At 52.6% G+C, this 18,877-nt stretch carries 17 protein-coding genes and 3 pseudogenes; 14 read left to right on the forward strand and 6 right to left on the reverse strand.

The window, feature by feature from the left end; translation table 11 throughout:
• The 6 genes from Q1A48_RS14035 to Q1A48_RS14060 all read left to right on the forward strand — a co-directional run.
• Window positions 1-648: hypothetical protein (locus tag Q1A48_RS14035; RefSeq protein ID WP_299945997.1), on the forward strand; the 648-nt coding region annotated here is incomplete at its 5' end.
• Entirely contained in the window at window positions 639-911 is a 273-nt protein-coding gene (locus Q1A48_RS14040; RefSeq protein ID WP_299945999.1) for a hypothetical protein, read from the forward strand. The genes Q1A48_RS14035 and Q1A48_RS14040, both read left to right, overlap by 10 nt.
• A 937-nt stretch (window positions 912-1,848) precedes the next feature.
• Window positions 1,849-2,367: a hypothetical protein gene (locus tag Q1A48_RS14045; RefSeq protein ID WP_299946002.1), complete on the forward strand. Its 519-nt coding sequence runs from the start codon at window positions 1,849-1,851 to the stop codon at window positions 2,365-2,367.
• Window positions 2,364-2,759 carry a hypothetical protein gene (locus Q1A48_RS14050; RefSeq protein ID WP_299946005.1) on the forward strand — a complete coding sequence of 132 codons (396 nt, stop codon included), beginning with the start codon at window positions 2,364-2,366 and terminating at the stop codon, window positions 2,757-2,759. Before Q1A48_RS14045 ends, Q1A48_RS14050 begins: the two co-directional genes overlap by 4 nt.
• 304 nt (window positions 2,760-3,063) lie before the next feature.
• Window positions 3,064-3,399 (forward strand): hypothetical protein, encoded by a 336-nt coding sequence (locus Q1A48_RS14055; RefSeq protein WP_299946008.1) that lies wholly within the window; start codon window positions 3,064-3,066, stop codon window positions 3,397-3,399.
• Window positions 3,399-3,884: a hypothetical protein gene (locus Q1A48_RS14060; RefSeq protein WP_299946011.1), complete on the forward strand. Its 486-nt coding sequence runs from the start codon at window positions 3,399-3,401 to the stop codon at window positions 3,882-3,884. The genes Q1A48_RS14055 and Q1A48_RS14060 overlap by 1 nt, the downstream gene beginning before the upstream one ends.
• Before the next feature lie 1,070 nt (window positions 3,885-4,954).
• Here Q1A48_RS14060 and Q1A48_RS14065 read toward each other — a convergent pair.
• A complete protein-coding gene (locus tag Q1A48_RS14065) occupies window positions 4,955-5,371 on the reverse strand; it encodes a helix-turn-helix domain-containing protein (RefSeq protein ID WP_299946014.1) in 417 nt (138 codons plus the stop codon).
• Window positions 5,372-5,453: 82 nt separating this feature from the next.
• Between Q1A48_RS14065 and Q1A48_RS14070 the strand changes: the two are divergent.
• The 3 pseudogenes from Q1A48_RS14070 to Q1A48_RS14080 all read left to right on the forward strand — a co-directional run.
• Window positions 5,454-5,714 (forward strand): annotated as a pseudogene (locus tag Q1A48_RS14070) (CHC2 zinc finger domain-containing protein); the annotation flags it as partial.
• Window positions 5,715-5,885: 171 nt separating this feature from the next.
• Window positions 5,886-6,371: pseudogene (locus tag Q1A48_RS14075) on the forward strand (integrase core domain-containing protein); the annotation flags it as partial.
• A gap of 154 nt (window positions 6,372-6,525) precedes the next feature.
• A pseudogene (locus Q1A48_RS14080) lies at window positions 6,526-6,738 on the forward strand (transposase); the annotation flags it as partial.
• Window positions 6,739-6,756: 18 nt separating this feature from the next.
• On the opposite strand, the gene Q1A48_RS14085 reads toward Q1A48_RS14080, so the two are convergent.
• Complete coding sequence (locus Q1A48_RS14085; protein ID WP_299946017.1) at window positions 6,757-7,176, reverse strand: hypothetical protein; 420 nt, start codon at window positions 7,174-7,176, stop codon at window positions 6,757-6,759.
• A gap of 237 nt (window positions 7,177-7,413) precedes the next feature.
• Here Q1A48_RS14085 and Q1A48_RS14090 point away from each other — a divergent pair, with 237 nt between their 5' ends.
• The gene (locus Q1A48_RS14090; RefSeq protein ID WP_299946020.1) at window positions 7,414-7,746 is read left to right on the forward strand and encodes a hypothetical protein; all 333 of its coding nucleotides are present in this window, start codon (window positions 7,414-7,416) and stop codon (window positions 7,744-7,746) included.
• A gap of 67 nt (window positions 7,747-7,813) precedes the next feature.
• Here Q1A48_RS14090 and Q1A48_RS14095 read toward each other — a convergent pair whose 3' ends face one another.
• The 4 genes from Q1A48_RS14095 to Q1A48_RS14110 form a co-directional block, all read right to left on the reverse strand.
• Window positions 7,814-8,572 carry a YciK family oxidoreductase gene (locus Q1A48_RS14095; protein ID WP_299946022.1) on the reverse strand — a complete coding sequence of 253 codons (759 nt, stop codon included), beginning with the start codon at window positions 8,570-8,572 and terminating at the stop codon, window positions 7,814-7,816.
• Between the two features lie 41 nt (window positions 8,573-8,613).
• Complete coding sequence (locus Q1A48_RS14100; RefSeq protein ID WP_299946024.1) at window positions 8,614-9,285, reverse strand: HAD-IA family hydrolase; 672 nt, start codon at window positions 9,283-9,285, stop codon at window positions 8,614-8,616.
• Window positions 9,286-9,298: 13 nt separating this feature from the next.
• Entirely contained in the window at window positions 9,299-10,003 is a 705-nt protein-coding gene (gene ubiG, locus Q1A48_RS14105) for a bifunctional 2-polyprenyl-6-hydroxyphenol methylase/3-demethylubiquinol 3-O-methyltransferase UbiG (RefSeq protein ID WP_299946026.1), read from the reverse strand.
• A gap of 72 nt (window positions 10,004-10,075) precedes the next feature.
• Complete coding sequence (locus Q1A48_RS14110; protein ID WP_299946029.1) at window positions 10,076-11,401, reverse strand: TRZ/ATZ family hydrolase; 1,326 nt, start codon at window positions 11,399-11,401, stop codon at window positions 10,076-10,078.
• Window positions 11,402-11,585: 184 nt separating this feature from the next.
• Here Q1A48_RS14110 and gyrA point away from each other — a divergent pair, with 184 nt between their 5' ends.
• From gyrA to Q1A48_RS14130, 4 genes are all read left to right on the forward strand, one after another.
• Window positions 11,586-14,150, forward strand: coding sequence for a DNA gyrase subunit A (gene gyrA / locus Q1A48_RS14115; RefSeq protein WP_299946032.1), 2,565 nt, complete (start codon window positions 11,586-11,588; stop codon window positions 14,148-14,150).
• A 168-nt stretch (window positions 14,151-14,318) separates the two neighbouring features.
• Entirely contained in the window at window positions 14,319-15,398 is a 1,080-nt protein-coding gene (gene serC, locus Q1A48_RS14120) for a 3-phosphoserine/phosphohydroxythreonine transaminase (RefSeq protein ID WP_299946035.1), read from the forward strand.
• A gap of 140 nt (window positions 15,399-15,538) precedes the next feature.
• Entirely contained in the window at window positions 15,539-16,642 is a 1,104-nt protein-coding gene (gene pheA / locus Q1A48_RS14125; protein WP_299946038.1) for a prephenate dehydratase, read from the forward strand.
• Window positions 16,642-18,873 (forward strand): bifunctional prephenate dehydrogenase/3-phosphoshikimate 1-carboxyvinyltransferase, encoded by a 2,232-nt coding sequence (locus tag Q1A48_RS14130; protein WP_299946041.1) that lies wholly within the window; start codon window positions 16,642-16,644, stop codon window positions 18,871-18,873. Before pheA ends, Q1A48_RS14130 begins: the two co-directional genes overlap by 1 nt.
• Window positions 18,874-18,877 lie beyond the last annotated feature (4 nt).

Raw genomic sequence — 18,877 nt, forward strand, 5'->3', positions numbered from 1 at the left:
GTCTTGAATAATCCACTGAGCTTTACTGATCCCACGGGATTTGTGGCGAGCAAGGAAGATCCGCAGTTGCCGAAGGAGTCTGACGATGGTGGTAAAGGTGGTGGAGGAGAAGAACCTATAGAGGAAGTAGTTGTTACTGGTAGTCCCCCTATCTCTTTCGGCGGTGGGAGAATAATACTTCTGCGCCCGTCTATCATTTGGGGCGGCAAAACGGCTAATGGAGAAAGGATTATTGATGAGGTTGTTGTTACTGCACCAAGGCTAGATGCACAAAAGAATAGCGCGCAAAAGGGGAGATTGAACCCGTTTAAAATTATACAAAAAGAATTCCCTCAATGGTGGAGCAGCGAAGAAACTCAAGATTTAAGGCAAGGCATAAACCTGTCTCTTGACGGACTGTCAATTCCATACAAGATGTTGCGTGCTCCTCTTGACTATAAAGATTATGGTCAACTTATTTATCAGTCGATAAATGGCGATTTTGGTGAGGCAGGCATAACCCTAACAGGCATACTCGCAGGTAAAACAACGGTTAGATTTATGGAGGAGTCGTTCAAGATGCAGGATAGCGTCATTAACGCAGCCGGAGTTGTTACTTCAAATTCTTCCAAGTATGTTGTTGAGCAGGATTGTTTTTCATGCAAATAAAAAGAACGATCTGGGTTGTTATTATTGCTTGTTTTATAGGTTTCAGAGCTTTTCGATTTGAAAATGGAGGGGCTGAGGCTTTTTTAGTGGCCCTTTTTATTGTATTAACGAGTGCCTATTGGTTTGTGGTTCCCTATTTAACAGGAGATGTGATCAAGCTGCCAACCTATACAGATGAGTTGATAAAAGGAACCCATGATGTCCAGAGAACTCTTTTTTTTATTCTTGGCTTGGTGGGCGTGATCGCTTCAATGTTTATTTGAGGGGTTGGCAATGTTGCTGGTTCCTATAAAACCTATTGAATCTCACAATCGCAGTCGATAGTCTTCTTCTTCCTGGCCTCCGCTAGTTACAAGTATCAAAGCCTCCGTAGATTGCTCTGCGGGGGCTTGTGTTAACCGACCTGGGTCCAGCGCCGGGCTTCGTACTTCACAATCATACCCTCAAGCAGCTCCAAAAACCCGCGTCGGGGCAAAAAAGTTGGTAAGAGCCCCGTTCGTCGGGGAAATGCTCTTTAAGTTGCCGATCGCACTGGGGAAAATCGGGCTGTAGCTACGATATTGCGCCGGTGTCATGCTGTTGCACAAAAGAGCCAGAGTAAACCTCCTCAGCAATGTGGAGCAGGGGTTGTCACCTGCAAAGCAAATGGAACAGGAGGGGCAACAGCTCCTTCTGATCACCCTAAATGGCCGGGGAAAGGGTATACGGATGATGGGCGCAAAATAGCTCTGTATAGTTGTTCAAATAGTGAAGGAAGCTGTTCTTTTTATGCACCGAGTAATAGCAAAAATGTGTATGGTGCAGTTTTGAAAACAACGGTTACTCCAAGCGGAGAACTGTCTACTCATGCAGATAGGATAGAGTCATTTACAGTGGACCCTTCACCAGGTTTGTTAGAGAGGTATTTTGGGATAGGGCCTTCTGATTTTGTTACAGAGTTAAGGGCGAATCAGGGAAATCAATAGAGGGACTTATGTGGTATTTGTTGGAAAAAATTAGCTTTATTTCACACTTTTTAACGGCGTTAATAATTTTATCTGGAGGTATCTATTGGGTGTGTACATCTAGAAGTTATTTTTCTATCTTTGGTTTGCTCGGCTCTGTTTTGTTGTTCGCCTCTGTTATCTTAAGGTTTTACCTCCCTGAAGTTGAGTCCATAGATTTGGGGTATAAGAAGCCAATATCTGACAATGCCATTTTATGGGTGGTATATATGTATGGTTTCAATATTGGGTTGTTCATATTTTCTGTATCTATGTTTTGGAATGCAATAAAAAGGTTGTAAAAAATGCCTTAAAAATGTATGCACAAAAGAGATGGGGCACGAGCGATTTTGTGAAGTACTATTTCTTTGGGAAAGGCAAACCAGTTACTTTAACCGATATTGGTTTAGCTGGCGATTTTGAGGGCTCACCATCAGTAAAAGCGCTAACTGAGGGCTTTATATCTGATGTTTTGAGCAAGCCCATTTATAATGCCGATTTTAGTGAGATAAAAATTTCAGATGTAACTAGCGTTCCTGACTTATTCAGTGTTGGAAATAGTGCTTTGTCATTAGATGCGAGCTGTCGGTCTGGTTCGTGCAGCTTTACGTTTTCTATTAATGATTCATTTAAGGACCCTCTGGATATATTTGATACCTTTTCCGGGAATTTCGAAATTGGCACACCATATCCAATTACTCATGAATGGAAGGTGCAAAAGGACTATGGGCAATGAATTATAAATTTAAAGAAAAACTATTTTTTTTCTGCTTGCCTCTATTGTTATTTGGCTGTGGTGATTATTCAAAGGATTTAGGAGGTAATTACAGGTTTGTTAGAACCAACTCTGATAATCATGTGATTATCAAAAAATTATCAGAGTTTGATAACGAAATAAAAGTGCATTCAAATGTGCAGAATTATGCGTATGATGACGTTTATATTTTAGGTGTTCGGGTACAATCAAAAGATAAGGAAGCTCAATACGCAGATGCTATGAGCCAAGGTTCTGGTTATTTTGTTCTGAATAAGAATACTGGTGAAATCATGACAGGATTAAGCAAGAGTAACTTTGATCAATTTGTCAGAAAGCATGGGCTATCCAAGTTGGCAGGGGAGATCAAATAACAGGGTTATATTATATTCTGGCACCATGATTGCAAGTCCCCGCAGATTGCTCTGTGGGGACTTGTGTTAACCGACCTGGGTCCAGCGCCGGGCTTCGTACTTCACAATCATACCCTCAAGCAGCTCCAAAAACCCGCGTCGGGGCAAAAAAGTTGGTAAGAGCCCCGTTCGTCGGGGAAAAGCTCTTTAAGTTGCTGATCGCATTGGGGAAAATCGGGCTGTAGCTACGATATTGCGCCGGTGTCATGCTGTTGCACAAAAGGGGAATGGCAATACAATAATAATTGATGGGCAAGAAGTTGACGTGCTCTATGGTATTGGTCCACCCCTAAACCCTGCTGCGCTCAGGGCACTGTTTACAAAGAAATTTTGGAAAAAAATGATTGGAAAGGAATTTCCAGTTAAAAAAGGAGCGGGAGGTAAGCCACAGCCTTATGATCCAAAAACAGGCCAGTATTTATCAGCTGAAGCAAATCCAGGTGTTTCCTATTCACCTATAGGACGGTTTACAAGTGGATTCTCTCAAGGGCTTGCTGAAGGATCGGCAACAGGGGTAACTGGGGCGACACCTGTTGGAAGGGCGGGAGATATCGGTTACGCGGTTGGTAATTTGATCGGCACAATCGGGGGGTGGTTTTAATGACGCTTACTATAGGGTTGGTCCTCGCTGTACTGTTTGTGCTAACGGCTATCTTGTTTCTTAAGGAAGCATTGAAAGGACCTAAGAGGACGTTAGAGCAACTCCATAGGCCGATTTCTGACTTGCTTTCAAGAGGATTTGATGGGGGTTTTTTAATAATAGAGCACTCGAAAACAGGCCGGTTTATCCAATTTAGCAAATACGTAAAAAGTAAAGAAAGTTTTGGGATTGAATTGGCTTTTCCTAAGGCAGACTGGAGTAAAGATTGTTATTCTGGAGTGAAAAGCGTCTGTGAGAATTTTAAGCTTAAGGTTAGAGAAGATTTTTCTGCTGGTGATGGGGAGCTAACCTTTTTATTCGCGGACTTTGATAGGGATGTTGATTCGGCATTTGAATTCAGCAAAACTGTTTTCAAGGACATTTTTAAAATAAACAAAACTGATAAAGTACATGTCAGATTGAGAAATGCTAAGGCAACAGCGTAAGCCGTATGCTCAGAATTTCTTAACCCCAAACAAATCCCCGGTAGAGCAATCTGCCGGGGCTTTGTCGCATCTGCTGGAGGGTGTCAGTGAGCAGCCTGCTGAATAGCAGTCTCCAGCATCTCACTGACAAACTTCTGCTACCCGCGTCGGGGCAAAAAAGTTGGTAAGAGCGCCGTTCACCGGGGAAATGCTCTTTAAGTTGCTGATCGCATTGGGGAAAATCGGGCTGTAGCTACGACATTGCGTCGGTGTCATGCTGTTGCACAAAAGGGGCCTAGCTTTGTCGGCTTCTTAAGGGAAGAAGGTGTTAATATTCTTCTGCGAACTGGGCAGGCTGTTGGTGGAGCTGGGCAAGTTCTTTTAGGTTTTGCAATTTGTAGCGGCGGTGTTACTTGTGCGGCTGGAGCTGTTATTGCAGCCAAAGGTGCTGATAACTTTCAGGCGGGAATTAGAGGGACGGATAGTGTTTCTCAACAGCTCTTGGTCGATGTTACTGGTAGTGAGCAGGCCGGAACGCTAATAAATGCTGGGCTTGATTTGGGTACTTCTGTAGGCGGCTTAGTGCGAAGCGTCCCTAAAATAAGTGCATACGGAACAGCGTACAATGCGGCATGGTATAAAGGTGTTCCGGGCTATTATGAGCCGGCCCCTTAATCAGGCTACGAATACTGCCTTAACAGTTGAACTATTTTCGAGTGGGTCCACTATTTACAGTGCTGTGGATTAAAGGTGGTAAGAGTGGATATTTTAATACTGGTGGCATACATATTGTTGCTTAGATTGGTTTTATTTTTATTTTTCAGGAGGTTTGCTTCCGAAATCAGCACATACGGTTTGGTAATTTTTTTGTTGATAATGGCTTTTGCTGTGCCGTTACCGATTATGCTTGTCAAGAAAGAAGTTGTTGTTAATAGCGTTCCTAATATACTTTTATCTGGAGTGTCTATTTTTTATTTTGCATTTGTAATTTCAAGAAAACTTAATCAGTGGAAGAGGAAATCGTAAGATAGGTGGCAAGCACGGGCGCCGCTTTCAGATTGCGCCCGAAGCCAGCGATTAATAAATTGTTTCTATGCGCCACGTTCTCTCTTTTTAGCTGCTTGGCGTTGCAAAGACTGCTTGGCTTGATGCTTTAGGATCAAGCCCTCTAATACAGCTTGAGCGACCTTTTTGTCCTCCTCTTCAAATTGACAGATAGCTTCAAATTGAAAGCGCAGGCTGTCATCTGGGTCGCGCTCCCCCTTATCAAAAATTAGCATATCTGCACTAACCCCCAGCGCAATGGCCAATTTGCGAATAACCTCCAGTGTGGGCTGACTATCGCCGCCTTCATAGCGGTTGATCTGAGTGATATGCACCTGGACGGCATCGGCCAACCCCTGTTGTGTCATACCCCGTTCTTTGCGCAATGCAGAGAGGCGCTGCGGAAAGCTCATAGCCATTAACTCAATCTTGGACGAAGGCATGACTATAAACCCCGCTTGCATGTTGGCTGTCTACAAATTAGAGTATATGCTAAATACAGTTTAGCACAAACGCATATTGACAGGTTTCCAGAGGAAAAGATAAATGGCCCGCCTGCCAGATGATGTGATCAAGCAGATCAAGTCAACTATATCCCTGCTGCGACTGGTGGAGAGTCAGGGCTACCAACCCAAAAAGCAGGGTAAAGATTATGTGGTGAGCTGCCCCTTCCACAACGATAAGACCCCCTCGCTGGTCATTAGTCCCAAGACCAACCTGTATCACTGCTTTGGTTGCGGTGCGGCTGGCAGCGTGATCGACTGGGTGATAAAAACGCAGGGGGTCAGCTTCCGCCACGCTGTCGAGATATTGCGTAACGACCTTCCCACTTTAGCCGCCCCGGTTCAGCCGGTAACACGCAGCACAGTACAGAAAATGGAAGTGCTACTGTCCGGGGACAGCGAAGCCCGGCAACTACTCAACCAAGTGGTGAGCTACTACCACGAAACCCTACTGCAAAACCCCGAAGCGTTGGACTACCAGCAGACCTACGTTGACACCTACGCAAAAGTGGCACACTGCAAGCTGTATACAACAAAGACGCCAATCACTGCAGCAGACCTTCTGAATGACCGTGTGCTGCCATTCTACGCTTCGCATGAGCTACCTGTGCTGCGTATCCTGACTGATCGTGGCACCGAGTACTGTGGCAAGCTGGAGCAGCATGATTACCAGCTGTATCTAAGTGTGAATGAGATTGAACATACGAAGACGAAAGCCCGGCATCCACAAACGAATGGTATCTGTGAGCGATTTCACAAGACTATTCTGCAGGAGTTTTATCAGCCGTCACTACGACGCAAGATTTATGGCTCGCTGGAGGATCTGCAGATGGATCTAGACGAATGGCTCAATTATTACAATAATGAACGAACCCACCAAGGCAAGAAGTGCTGTGGCCGTACGCCTGTACAAACGCTTGAAGATGGCAAAAAGATCTGGATGGAAAAGTTCGTGAACTGAACCTGACCTGACAGACCACCGTCAGAAAAACCGGTAACTGTCAGATCAAGTCTGAACTACTACATCTTAGGCGAGTTGGAGGTCAATTGGGGAGACAAATGTCCGGTGGTGATCAAGTCCTGGCAAGCCAAGTGGCCCAATGATGAGAAAAATCAGTATCCTGCAAAGCCGGGTACTGGCCATGGACGAAACGCCGATCAACGTCGGCAAAAGTGGCAAATCCGGTGCCGGCCTGGGCAAAATGAAACAGGGCTATTTCTGGCTCCGGAATGGCGATCGCGACGAGGTGGCATTTACCTACAGGGCCAGCTGCGGGCGCGCGCATATCGAAAAAATACTCAAAACGGATTTTACCGGTACTCTGCTGCAATAGGGTGTTAGAGGGTTATTTTAATCGTTTGACGCGAATCTTGCGCCTACCTTCCGCGGGTTTCATAAAGAAAGAACCCAGGAGTCCGCGCTCTACAACTATTGGGTCGCCGACGTTCCAGTGTATCCGCTTGTCATCGTTCTGTCGCCAAATCTGACCGTTATCCAAGGTGATTATCCGCTTGTCGTAAGCAGCTGCTTGAATATGTGTGATTGTTGCTTCGATAGATTGCGGGGCCTGCGAGATTTTTTTCTGCTCATGGCCAAAATCCTGTTCGGCGCGTTGTCCGAGCGTAGCGCTAAGCTTGTCATAGCATATCAAGCGGCTGTTGTCGGGCGTTATGTGGGAGCACTCCTGGAGTTGCTCGCTCAAGGTATTGGCAGATACATCGGGGACTAGCAGGGCCAGTAGGGGGAGCGGGAGTAATGCTTTCATCTTTCTATGCTGGCTTGCCATTCATTGCCGCTATTCTGCCCGAGTTGTGGTAAGTGAACAAATAAAATTGTGCGGCCTTTCACACCATTGATCGAGAGCGCATGAAAAAATAACTGCCAGTGAAATTTGGTGATTGGTGACAATCCAGCTCCAGAAGGGGAGTGGATGCCGCTCTTCCTGAATTGATCCTTTATTGAACAACTAAAAAACATAATTTCATATTACCCGGGGGCGAAAATGAAAAGCTTGATTACTCCTGCTGTCGTTTGTACTGCTATTGCAGGCTACTTCATTTTTGAGGCATTACAGCTTTCGGTTTCAGAGGGTGCCTATGCCAGGGCAGGGGAGAGATGGGCGGCCCAGTTCCTGAAGGGCCAGGAATTACAGTCTAATGAGCCTGGCAAGAAGCAGCAGGGGATTGAAGACGCGGGTATGCATGATGGCAGTGAGATATTGGAGTTTGAAGGGGATATTTTTGCTGATGTTCCCGAGCACATGGCGCCGGGAGAGAGCGATGCCGAATCAAGTCGGAGTCCGGCAGGTGATGATAACAAAGCGGACAAAAAATAGCTGATGATTAAGGTGCGCGCATAAAAAAACCGGGCTCAGCCCGGTTTCTTATGGATTGGTAGTGGGCTCAGCGCTTTTGCGCGCTGAAGTGTTTGCCGCTCTGACCCCGGCTGTCATCACCCATCAGGTACAAATAGGTGGGCATGATTTCCTCGGCGGGCACTACCGACTGGGGGTTTTCAGCAGGGTAGGCACTCGCACGCATTGTCGTACGGGTGGCGCCCGGGTTGAGGCTGTTTACACGGATATTCGATACACCCTCCAGCTCATCTGCCAATACCTGCATTAATCCCTCTGTGGCAAATTTTGATACGGAATAGGCGCCCCAGTACGCCCGTCCTCTCAGGCCAACGCTTGAGCTTGTGAAGATGATTGATCCCGCCTCGGACTTCTCCAGCAGAGGTAGCAGCGTCTTGGTGAGCCCAAATGCCGCGTTGACATTCACTTGTATCACCTGCTGCCAGGTGGAGAAATGGTAGTTGGCTATTGGTGTGCGCTGGCCTAAAAGACTGGCGTTGTGCAGAAGGCCATCCAGACGGCCAAACTCCCCTTCGATTGCCTCGGCAAGATTGTCAAAATCCTCTATACGGGCCCCGTTCAGATCCATGGGAAAAATAGCCGGCTGAGGTCCCCCGGAGACTTCGATCTCGTCATAGACCATCTCGAGCTTTGCTGTGGTCCGCCCCAAAAGAATGACACTTGCCCCATGGGCGGCAAAGGTTTTGGCCGCAGTTTTGCCGATACCGTCCCCGGCACCGGTGACGAGTATGACTTTGCCTTTGAGGAGGCTGATGGGCGCGACATAGTTGCCGAAAAATTCTGACATGAAAAATCCTGATACTGTCCCGCTGCTATTGGGGCCGGGTGTTACTGCTTGGGTTCAATATACTGCTGTCGCAGCAGTGGCCAGATCTCAGCTGCCGATTGGATCAGGTGATCCGCCCCCCAACTGGCAGGGTTTTCCGAGGCGTCGATGTAGCCATAGTTGCAGGCGATGGTGGGCATGCCTGCACGCTGGCCGGCGACAATATCCCGCTTGTGATCGCCAATATAAATGGCTTCTGAGGGATCGCAACCGATTTTAGCGCAGGCAAGCAAGATTGCCTCGGGGTCCGGCTTGGATTTCCTGACGTGGTCGGGGCAGATAACTGCGGTCGGGGGTGGGAGGTGGCTGAAGGCCTGCATCAGTGGCAGGGTAAAAGCCTCCGGTTTATTGGTCACAATACCCCAGGGAATATTGTTTGCCAGAAGCGTATCCAGCAGGACCTCTATCCCGGCAAAAGGGACGGTCCTTTCGGCAAGGTGTGCGAGGTAGAGATCCAGCAGACGCTGCAGCAGGCTGTTGAACCCGGGGTCGCCCTCCTTTTTGCCAAATCCCAGGGTCACCAATGCCCGGGAACCGTTGGAGACCGCACTTCGAATGATCCCGTCGGGCAGGGGTGGCAGTTGCTCCTGTTGTCGCAGTTGGTTGAGTACAACAATAAAGTCCGGCGCCGTATCGAGGAGCGTGCCGTCCAGATCAAATAAAACCGCTTTCATTCGCTTGGCTTGCTTATTCAGGTTTGCTGGCATACATCAGGTAGTTCACATCGACGTCGCGGTCGTTAAGTCTATAGATTCGAGTGATCGGGTTATAGGTCATGCCGGTCATATCGCGAAGCGCCAGACCCGCCTCGCGCAGCCACTTGCCCAATTCCGAAGGGCGGACAAACTTGCCGTATTCGTGGGTACCTTTGGGGAGTAGTCGCAGGAGATATTCCGCCCCCACAACAGCGAACAGCCAGCCTTTGGCGGTGCGGTTGATGGTGGAAAAGAAAAGGTGGCCGCCGGGTTTGACCAGTTTTGCACAGGCGCAAATGACCGAGGCGGGGTCGGGAACATGCTCCAGCATCTCCAGACAGGTGACGATATCAAAGTGTCCGGGCATTTCTTCAGCCAGTGCCTCAGCGGTTACCTGGCGGTAATCCACTTCGATGCCGCTTTCAAGGGCATGTAATCTGGCGACGTTCAGGGGCGCCTCGCCCATATCAATCGCGGTGACTTCCGCACCCCGATGGACCATGGCTTCCGCCAGAATGCCGCCACCACAGCCGACATCCAGCAACTTCCTGTTGGCGACTGGCGCGTGCCTGTCAATATAATTGGCGCGCAGGGGGTTGATTTCGTGTAGTGGTTTAAATTCGCCTTCCCTATCCCACCAGCGGCTGGCGAGCTGTTCAAACTTGGCGATTTCCGCGGGATCTACATTATTGCTCATGAACTTTTCTGCAAACTCCGTCGCTAGTTGCCGGGTCTGTCCGGCCATTGGACACTGGCGGTGCGTTCGCGTCTAGCGCGCCTCGCCGGCGATTCTATCACGCCAGCGGTGTGCCCGCTGGATTACCTCGGTCTCGTTCAGGGTTTGTAGCCGGCGCTCTTTTAAAAGCTGCTTGCCCGCAACCCAAACGTCCGTGACCTTGTGTCCTCCACCGGCATAAATCAGCTGGGACAAGGGGTTGTGTACCGGTTGCTGCTCCATACCACCCAGATCGATAGCCGCGATATCGGCACTTTTCTCCACTTCGAGGCTGCCTGCGATGGTTTCGATGCCCAGAGCGCGAGCACCGTTAATTGTGGCCATCGCGAGTGCCTGGTGCGCCGGGAGGGACGCAGCACTGCCACTGACGGCTTTTGCCAGCAGTGCAGCGGTGTTGGCCTCTGCGAACAAATCCTGGCGGTTATTGCTGGCGGCGCCATCGGTTCCTAGGGAGACGTTAATACCCGCCTTGAGCATCTCGCTGGCGGGGCAAAAACCCGATGCCAGTTTAAGGTTGGAGGATGGGCAGTGTGCGACATGGGCGCCGCTCATTTTCAGTAGCTCTATATCCTGCTCATTGGCTGCCACCATATGCACGCAGAGGGTCTGCGGTCCCAGCAGGCCCAGGCGCAACAGCCTCTCGGTAGGGCGCTCCCCAGATTGTGCCAGGGCATGCTCCACTTCCCGATGGGTCTCGTGCAGGTGTATTTGTACGGGGATCTGTGCTTCGGCAGCGTATACCGCGATTTTTTCCAGGGTCTGGTCCCCGACGGTATAGGGTGCATGGGGGCCAAAAACCACTTCGATACGCTCGTGTGCGCGGTAGTCATCACGCAGGGACAGACCCTTGTGTAGCGCCTCCTCGCTGTGGCGGCTCCAGGGGGTCGGACCGTCCAGTACCGGGAAGGCGATGTGGGCGCGGATACCGCTCTCGCGGGCAGCCACCGCTACAGCTTCGGGGAAAAAGTACTGGTCGGAGAAGGTGGTAGTGCCTGAACGCAGCATTTCGGCGATGGCCTGGCGGCTGCCGTCTGCCACAAACTCCGGGCCCACCCAGCGCTGTTCCACCGGCCAGATGTGCTGTTCGAGCCACTCCTTGAGCGGGCGGTCATCGGCAAAACCGCGCAAGAGCGCCATGGGGGCATGGTTGTGGGTATTGATCAATCCCGGAATCAGTGCGTGTTGGTTGAGGGCAATTTCGTGTTTTGCCGCGAAGCGGAGTTTGGCTTCTGCCGACGGCAGCAATGCTGTAATGCGCCCCTGAACAATGGCCAGGGAGCAGTGTTCATACACTTTCTGTTCTGGAATAACCGGGATAATCCAGCGTGCGTGAATCAGGGTGTCTACGGATTGGTGCATTGGGCTATATGATGGCAGCTGAGGTGGGGAGTCACTTTAGCGATAGAGTACAAGCGCAGCAACCGGGCAGTGATGCCGTGGGGTTCCGGGGTCGTCCCGCCAGCGGCGTCAAACTATGCTAGAATTGCCCGCTTATCCGGGGCAGGTACTCATGCCCGCGCTATAACAAGGAACGCCGTAAGTCATGGGCGAATTAGCCAAAGAAATCTCTCCGATTAATATCGAGGAAGAGCTCAAGCAGTCTTATCTCGACTATGCCATGAGTGTGATAGTCGGGCGGGCACTGCCGGATGTACGCGATGGCCTCAAGCCGGTACACCGCCGTGTGCTCTTTGCAATGAGCGAACTCAAAAACGACTGGAATAAATCCTACAAGAAATCGGCACGTGTCGTTGGCGATGTGATCGGTAAGTACCATCCCCATGGGGATACCGCGGTATATGACACGATTGTGCGCATGGCCCAACCCTTCTCCCTGCGTTACACCCTGGTAGACGGCCAGGGAAACTTCGGCTCCATTGACGGCGACAGCCCGGCTGCCATGCGTTATACCGAAATCCGTATGGACAAGCTGGCCCACGAGCTGCTGTCGGATCTTGACAAGGAAACCGTCAATTTCGTTGATAACTACGATGGCTCCGAGCAGATGCCGGAAGTGTTACCCTCACGGGTACCCAACCTGCTAGTCAATGGCTCTTCCGGTATCGCCGTGGGAATGGCCACGAATATCCCACCCCACAACCTGAGTGAAGTCATCAAGGCTTGTCTGGCCCTGATCGACAACCCGGCGCTTACGGTTGATGACCTGATGGCGTATATCCCCGGACCGGATTTTCCCACCGGCGCCATCATCAATGGCCGCGCCGGCATCCTGATGGCCTACCGCACCGGCCGCGGCCGTATTTATGTGCGCGCCAAAGCGGATGTGCTTCGCGATGATAAGAGCAATCGCGAAACCATTGTGATCACAGAGATTCCCTACCAGTTGAACAAGGCCCGCCTGATTGAGCGTATCGCCGAGCTGGTAAAAGAAAAGAAGATCGAGGGTATCTCGGAGCTGCGCGACGAGTCGGACAAGGACGGCCTGCGTGTCGTGATTGAGCTGAAACGTGGCGAGCTGGGCGATGTGGTTCTGAACAATCTCTACTCACAAACCCAACTGGAGAGTGTGTTTGGCATCAATATGGTTGCCCTGGTAGATGGTCAGCCCAAGATCCTGAACCTGAAAGAGCTGCTGGAGCACTTTGTGCGCCATCGCAGGGAAGTGGTTACACGCCGTACAGTCTACCTGTTGCGCAAGGCCCGCGAGCGCGGCCATATTCTGGAGGGACTGGCGATTGCCATCGCCAATATCGATCCGGTGATCGAGCTGATCAAGTCCTCCGCAACCCCGGCCGATGCCCGCGAGGCGCTGTTGGCCAAGGGTTGGGCGGTAGGCAATGTACAGCAGTTTCTGGCGCGTGCCGGTGCCAATGCCTGCCGCCCGGACGACCTGCCAAAAGCGTTCGGTTTGCGCGAGGATGGCGCCTACTATCTGTCCCCTGCGCAAACTCAGGCTATTCTCGAGCTGCGTCTGCACCGTCTGACGGGAATGGAACACGATAAGCTGTTGGCTGAGTATCAGGAACGGCTGAAACAAATCGCCGAATACCTGCATATCCTCGCTAGCTTCGAGCGCCTGATGGCGGTGATCCGCGAGGAGCTGGCGCAGCTTGATACGAATTTTGGGGATGAGCGCCTTACCGATATCGTGGCTTCCCGCCAGGACCTGACCGTAGAAGACCTGATCACCCCGGAAGACAAGGTGGTGACCATCTCTCACGGCGGCTATGCCAAGAGCCAGCCCTTGACCGATTACCAGGCCCAGCGCCGCGGCGGTATGGGTAAGTCGGCGACCCAGGTGAAAAGTGAGGACTTTGTCGAGCACCTGCTGATTGCCAACTCCCACGATACCCTCCTGTGCTTCTCCAACAAGGGTAAGGTCTACTGGCTCAAAGTCTATGAAGTGCCAACTGCCGGCCGTGCCTCCCGAGGGCGTCCCATAGTCAATATGTTGCCCCTGGAAGAGGGTGAGCGCATCAGCAGCATGATGCCGGTGTCTGAATATGACGAAAATCATTTCATTTTCTTCACCACCGCTAACGGCACTGTGAAGAAAACACCGTTAACGGCCTTTGCGCGCCCGCGCAGCGTCGGTTTGCGTGCTATCGAACTGGAAGACGGGGACCGCCTGGTGGCCACGGCAATTACCGATGGCCAGCGCGATGTGGTGCTGTTTACCAGTGCCGGCAAGGCTGCCCGTTTTTCCGAGCGCAATGTCCGATCCATGGGGCGTGTCTCCCGGGGTGTGCGAGGCATCCGAATGCAGGGCGGTCAGCAGGTGATCGCTATGGTAATTCCGCAAGAGGGTGGCTCGGTGATGATGGCGACCGAGAAGGGGTTCGGCAAGCGCACAGCGATTGAGGACTTCCCCACCAAGGGACGTGGCACCCAGGGCGTGATTGCCATCGCTGAAAGTGAGCGCAACGGCGCCCTGATCGGGGCTTGTCAGGTGCATCCGGGCGAAGAGATGATGTTGATCTCCGACCAGGGTACCCTGGTACGCACGCGGGTTGACGAAGTCTCTATCCTTGGGCGCAATACCCAGGGGGTGCGGGTTATACGCTTGAAGGTTGGCGAGAAACTCGTGGGACTCGGGCGTATTGAGGAGACGGAAGAGGTTAGCGAAGATCGTGGAGGGCCGGCGTGACCCACGCCCTCGACACCCCTGTGAAAGGCTGCGTTTATCGCGGCCTTTCTTGCCTCAGGCACCCTAAAAAAGGCGCCAAAGCGAAAGGCCCATCTCCCAGAATGACAGTTTGTGCGTTGGTGCATCTAGTTATATTTGAAACCATGTTTGGCTTTCTGGAGTAATACTATGAGGAAATTTAATTTTTCCGCCGGTCCCGGCCCATTGCCGGAGCCGGTACTGCATCAGGCCCAGCAGGAGTTGCTAGACTGGCGCGGTCTGGGCTGTTCAGTGATGGAGGTCAGCCACCGCACAGCGGAGTTTATTGCAGTTGCCGAGCGCGCCGAGCAAGATTTGCGCGACCTCCTCTCTATCCCGGATAACTACAAAGTGCTGTTCCTGCAGGGCGGTGCCACAGCGCAGTTTGGTGCCGTACCCTGGAATCTCTTTGGCTCTGGCCCCAAAAAGGCCGATTACATTCACTCTGGGCATTGGGCGGCAAAAGCCATTAAGGAAGCCAGGCGATACGGCGAAGTGACGGTGGTTGCTTCCAGTGAAGACCGCAATTTCAGCTACACCCCCGCTGAAGACAGCTGGCAGCAGAGTGCAGAGGCGGCTTATCTCCACTATACCCCGAATGAAACCATCGGCGGTGTCGAGTTTGATTATGTGCCAGAGGTGGATTGCCCTCTGGTAGCCGATATGTCATCCAGTATTTTGTCGCGCCCGATTCCAGTGGATAAGTTTGGCGTGATCTATGCCGGCGCCCAGAAAAATATGGGGCCCTCGGGTATTGCCGTTGCCCTTGTCCGCGAGGATCTGCTCAACAGGGCAATGGAGAATATTCCGCGCAGTTTGAGCTGGAAGGTGGCGGCGGATGCCAGCTCCATGGATAACACGCCTCCGACCTTTGCTTGGTATCTGTCCGGCCTGGTATTTCAATGGCTCAAGGCCCAGGGGGGGGTTGAGGCGATGGCGCGACTCGCCGACAAAAAATCCGCATTGCTGTACGAGTTTCTTGATCGCAGTGCGTTTTTTTCCAGCCCTGTGGAGAGGGGAAGCCGCTCCAGTATGAATGTGCCCTTTGTGCTGGCCGATGAACGTCTCGACAAGGCGTTTCTCAAGGCGGCCGGTGAGGCTGGACTACTGGGCTTGAAGGGGCATCGCTCGGTTGGTGGCATGCGTGCGTCATTATACAACGCCGTACCGCTTGAAGCTGTGGAGGTATTAGTGGCATTTTTGTCGGACTTCGAAGCGCGCCAGGGCTAATTATGAGTCCGAAAAACAGGGTGTCGCGCTACAGTATTTTTGATGGTTTAGGGCGGTGGCTGGCTTGCAGACGCTATTGCATTCCGGCCCCGGGCGAATGACCCAGTAGTTGATCAGTGAGCTGAAACGTAGATAAACGGATGACCGAGGAAACTGAAAGTGGTGACCAGCGTTTGCTGGAGCTGCGCAATCGTATTGACAGCATTGATGGCGATATCGCCCGGCTGATCAGTGAAAGAGCCAACTGTGCACTGGCAGTTGCCGCGTTGAAAAAGGCAACCGGTGAGGATGCACTGTACTACCGGCCGGAGCGCGAAGCCCAGGTGCTGCGCCGGGCGATGGAGCGCAATAGCGGCCCTTTAACCGATGAGGAAATGGCGCGCCTGTTCCGGGAGATTATGTCTGCCTGCCTGGCCCTGGAAGAGCCGGTCAAGGTGGCCTACCTGGGGCCGGAGGGGACTTTTACCCAGCAGGCAGCGTTAAAGCATTTTGGCAACTCCGCACAGAGCCGCCCCCTGGCGGTCATTGACGAGGTGTTTCGCGAGGTGGAGGCGGGTGCGGTCAGCTACGGGGTTGTGCCCATAGAGAACTCCACAGAGGGGGTCATTAACCATACCCTGGACAATTTTATGACCTCGAATTTATGCATCTGTGGTGAGGTGGAGCTGCGTATTCACCATCACCTGATGATTTCGGATGTCACCCGTGCAGAAGCAATCACGCGGATTTATTCCCATGCGCAGAGCTTGGCGCAATGTCGCAAATGGCTCGATGCACACTATCCCAATGTAGAGCGGGTAGCCGTGTCCAGCAATGCCGATGCGGCTGTGCGGGTCAAGGGGGAATGGAATTCCGCAGCCATCGCAGGCGATATGGCAGCTGAGTTGTACGGTTTGAAAATCTTGTCGGAAAAAATTGAGGATCGCCCGGATAATTCCACGCGCTTTTTGATTATCGGAACCCAGGAGGTGCCGGCGAGCGGAGACGACAAGACCTCTTTGATGGTATCGATGCGAAACGAACCCGGTGCTCTGCACAATCTGCTGGAGCCATTCCGCCGCTTTGGGGTTGACCTCACCCGGGTGGAAACGCGCCCGTCCCAGTCCGGTCACTGGAATTACGTCTTCTTTATCGACTTCAAGGGACATCGAGACACCGAGGCCATTGCTTCGGCCCTGCGGGAGGTGGGTATTTGTGCCTCGGACGTGAAGGTGCTCGGTTCCTACCCGCGCGGTGTGCTGTGATGGATCAGGCGCGAATCGGCCGGCTCGTAGTCGTCGGAGTCGGCCTTATTGGCGGCAGTTTTGCACTGGCGTTAAAAACTGCGGGGGCATGCCGCGAGGTAATCGGTGTTGCGGCCCCAGGGGAAACCTGTGAACAGGCAAAAACGCTCGGTATTGTTGACAGTGCCAGCAGCAGTCTTGCCGAGGTGTTGCCACAGTTGGGAGCGAATGACCTGGTTTTTATCGCAGTGCCAACCCTGGCGGTGGAATCGGTGTTCGCTCAAATTAAAGCCTATATGCCTGCGGGCGTTACGGTGACAGATGGCGCCAGTGTCAAAGGCAATGTGGTGCGTGCGGCGGAAAAAGTATGGGGCAGGGTGCCCAGTTTTTTGGTGCCGGGTCACCCCATTGCCGGCTCTGAGCAGAGTGGCGCAGCTGCTGCGCGCGATGACCTTTATTACAACCACCGGGTAATTCTGACCCCGCTGCCAGAAACCGGTGCAGGCCACTTGCAGCGGGTGGTGCAATTGTGGCAGGTGGCGGGTGCGGAAGTGTTACAGATGCCTGTGCAAGAGCACGATGCAGTACTCGCAGCCACCAGTCATCTTCCCCATGTGATTGCCTTCAGTCTCGTGGATACTCTGGCGCACGACGCGGAAAATGAAAATATCTTCCGCTATGCCGCAGGGGGTTTCCGCGATTTTACCCGCATCGCTTCCAGCGATCCGGTGATGTGGCGGGACATTATGCTGGCCAACCGGGACGCCATTTTAAAGGCGATCGATCTCTACAGCCTCAATCTGACGGCCCTGCGCAAAGCTATTGCCTGTGGTGACAGCACTGGCTTGATGGGCGTGTTTTCCCGGGCCAAAACGGCGCGGGATCAGGTAACCAAAATGCTGACAAAAGAAGTGAATCCAGAATTTATGCAGACAAAGGCAATGACTTTTATCGCTCAGCCGGGGAAATGTGTCAGTGGCAGGCTGCGTGTACCCGGCGACAAGTCCATGTCTCACCGCGCCATTATGCTGGGCTCTCTGGCGGAGGGCGTGACAGAGGTGGCGGGTTTTCTGGAGGGGGAGGATGCCCTGGCGACCTTGCAGGCCTTTCGCGATATGGGGGTGGTTATCGAGGGGCCGGTCAATGGCCGGGTCACCATTCACGGTGTGGGTTTGCGCGGCCTGAAGGCCCCCCCGGGACCACTCTATCTGGGCAATTCCGGCACCTCGATGCGCCTGCTGGTAGGTATCCTTGCCGGCTTGGGCCTCGATATTACCTTGACCGGTGATACGTCCCTGTCCAAGCGCCCTATGGATCGGGTTGCCAATCCCCTGCGGGAGATGGGGGCGACCATTGAAACGGGCCCCGGAGGGCGGCCACCTCTGCGCATCATTGGGGGCAGTCGGTTGCACGGAATTGACTATCGCCTGCCAATGGCCAGTGCTCAGGTCAAGTCCGCAGTCTTGCTTGCGGGCCTCTATGCAAACGGCGAGACCTCGACTGTGGAGCCTGCACCGACTCGCGATCATACCGAACGCATGTTGCAGGGGTTTGCTTATCAGGTACTTCGCGATGGTGCCAAGTCCGCGCTTTGTGGGGGAGGCAGTCTCAAGGCCTGCCGTGTCGATGTGCCAGCGGATATCTCCTCCGCTGCCTTTTTTATGGTGGCCGCGGCAATCTCGCCCGGCTCGGATATTGTGCTGGAGCATGTCGGCATCAATCCGACCCGCCATGGTGTGATCAATATTCTGGGCATGATGGGCGCTGACATCCAACCGTTCAACAAGCGCGAGGTCAGTGGCGAACCTGTGGCGGATGTCCGGGTGCGTTATTCGCCACTGAAAGGCATCCGAATTCCTGAGGATCAGGTGCCGCTCGCGATTGATGAATTCCCGGCATTGTTTATTGCCGCAGCCTGCGCGGAGGGTGAGACGGTGCTGACGGGTGCTGCTGAGCTGCGTGTCAAGGAGAGCGACAGGATCCAGGCGATGGCGGACGGCCTCACAGCCCTGGGCGTGGAGGCGAAGCCGACACCGGATGGTATTGTGATACGCGGTGTGCGGGAGCGGACGGTATTTAGCGGTGGGACTGTGGATAGTTTGGGGGACCACCGCATTGCCATGGCCTTTGCTGTGGCATCTTTGCGCGCAAAGGATACAATCCGCATCCTGCACTGCGCCAACGTGGCGACCTCATTCCCGAATTTTGCCGACCTGGCCGTCAGCGCGGGCCTGCAGTTGCAACTGGCATAACCAG

This window comes from uncultured Microbulbifer sp. (assembly GCF_947489355.1).
Lineage (GTDB): Bacteria > Pseudomonadota > Gammaproteobacteria > Pseudomonadales > Cellvibrionaceae > Microbulbifer.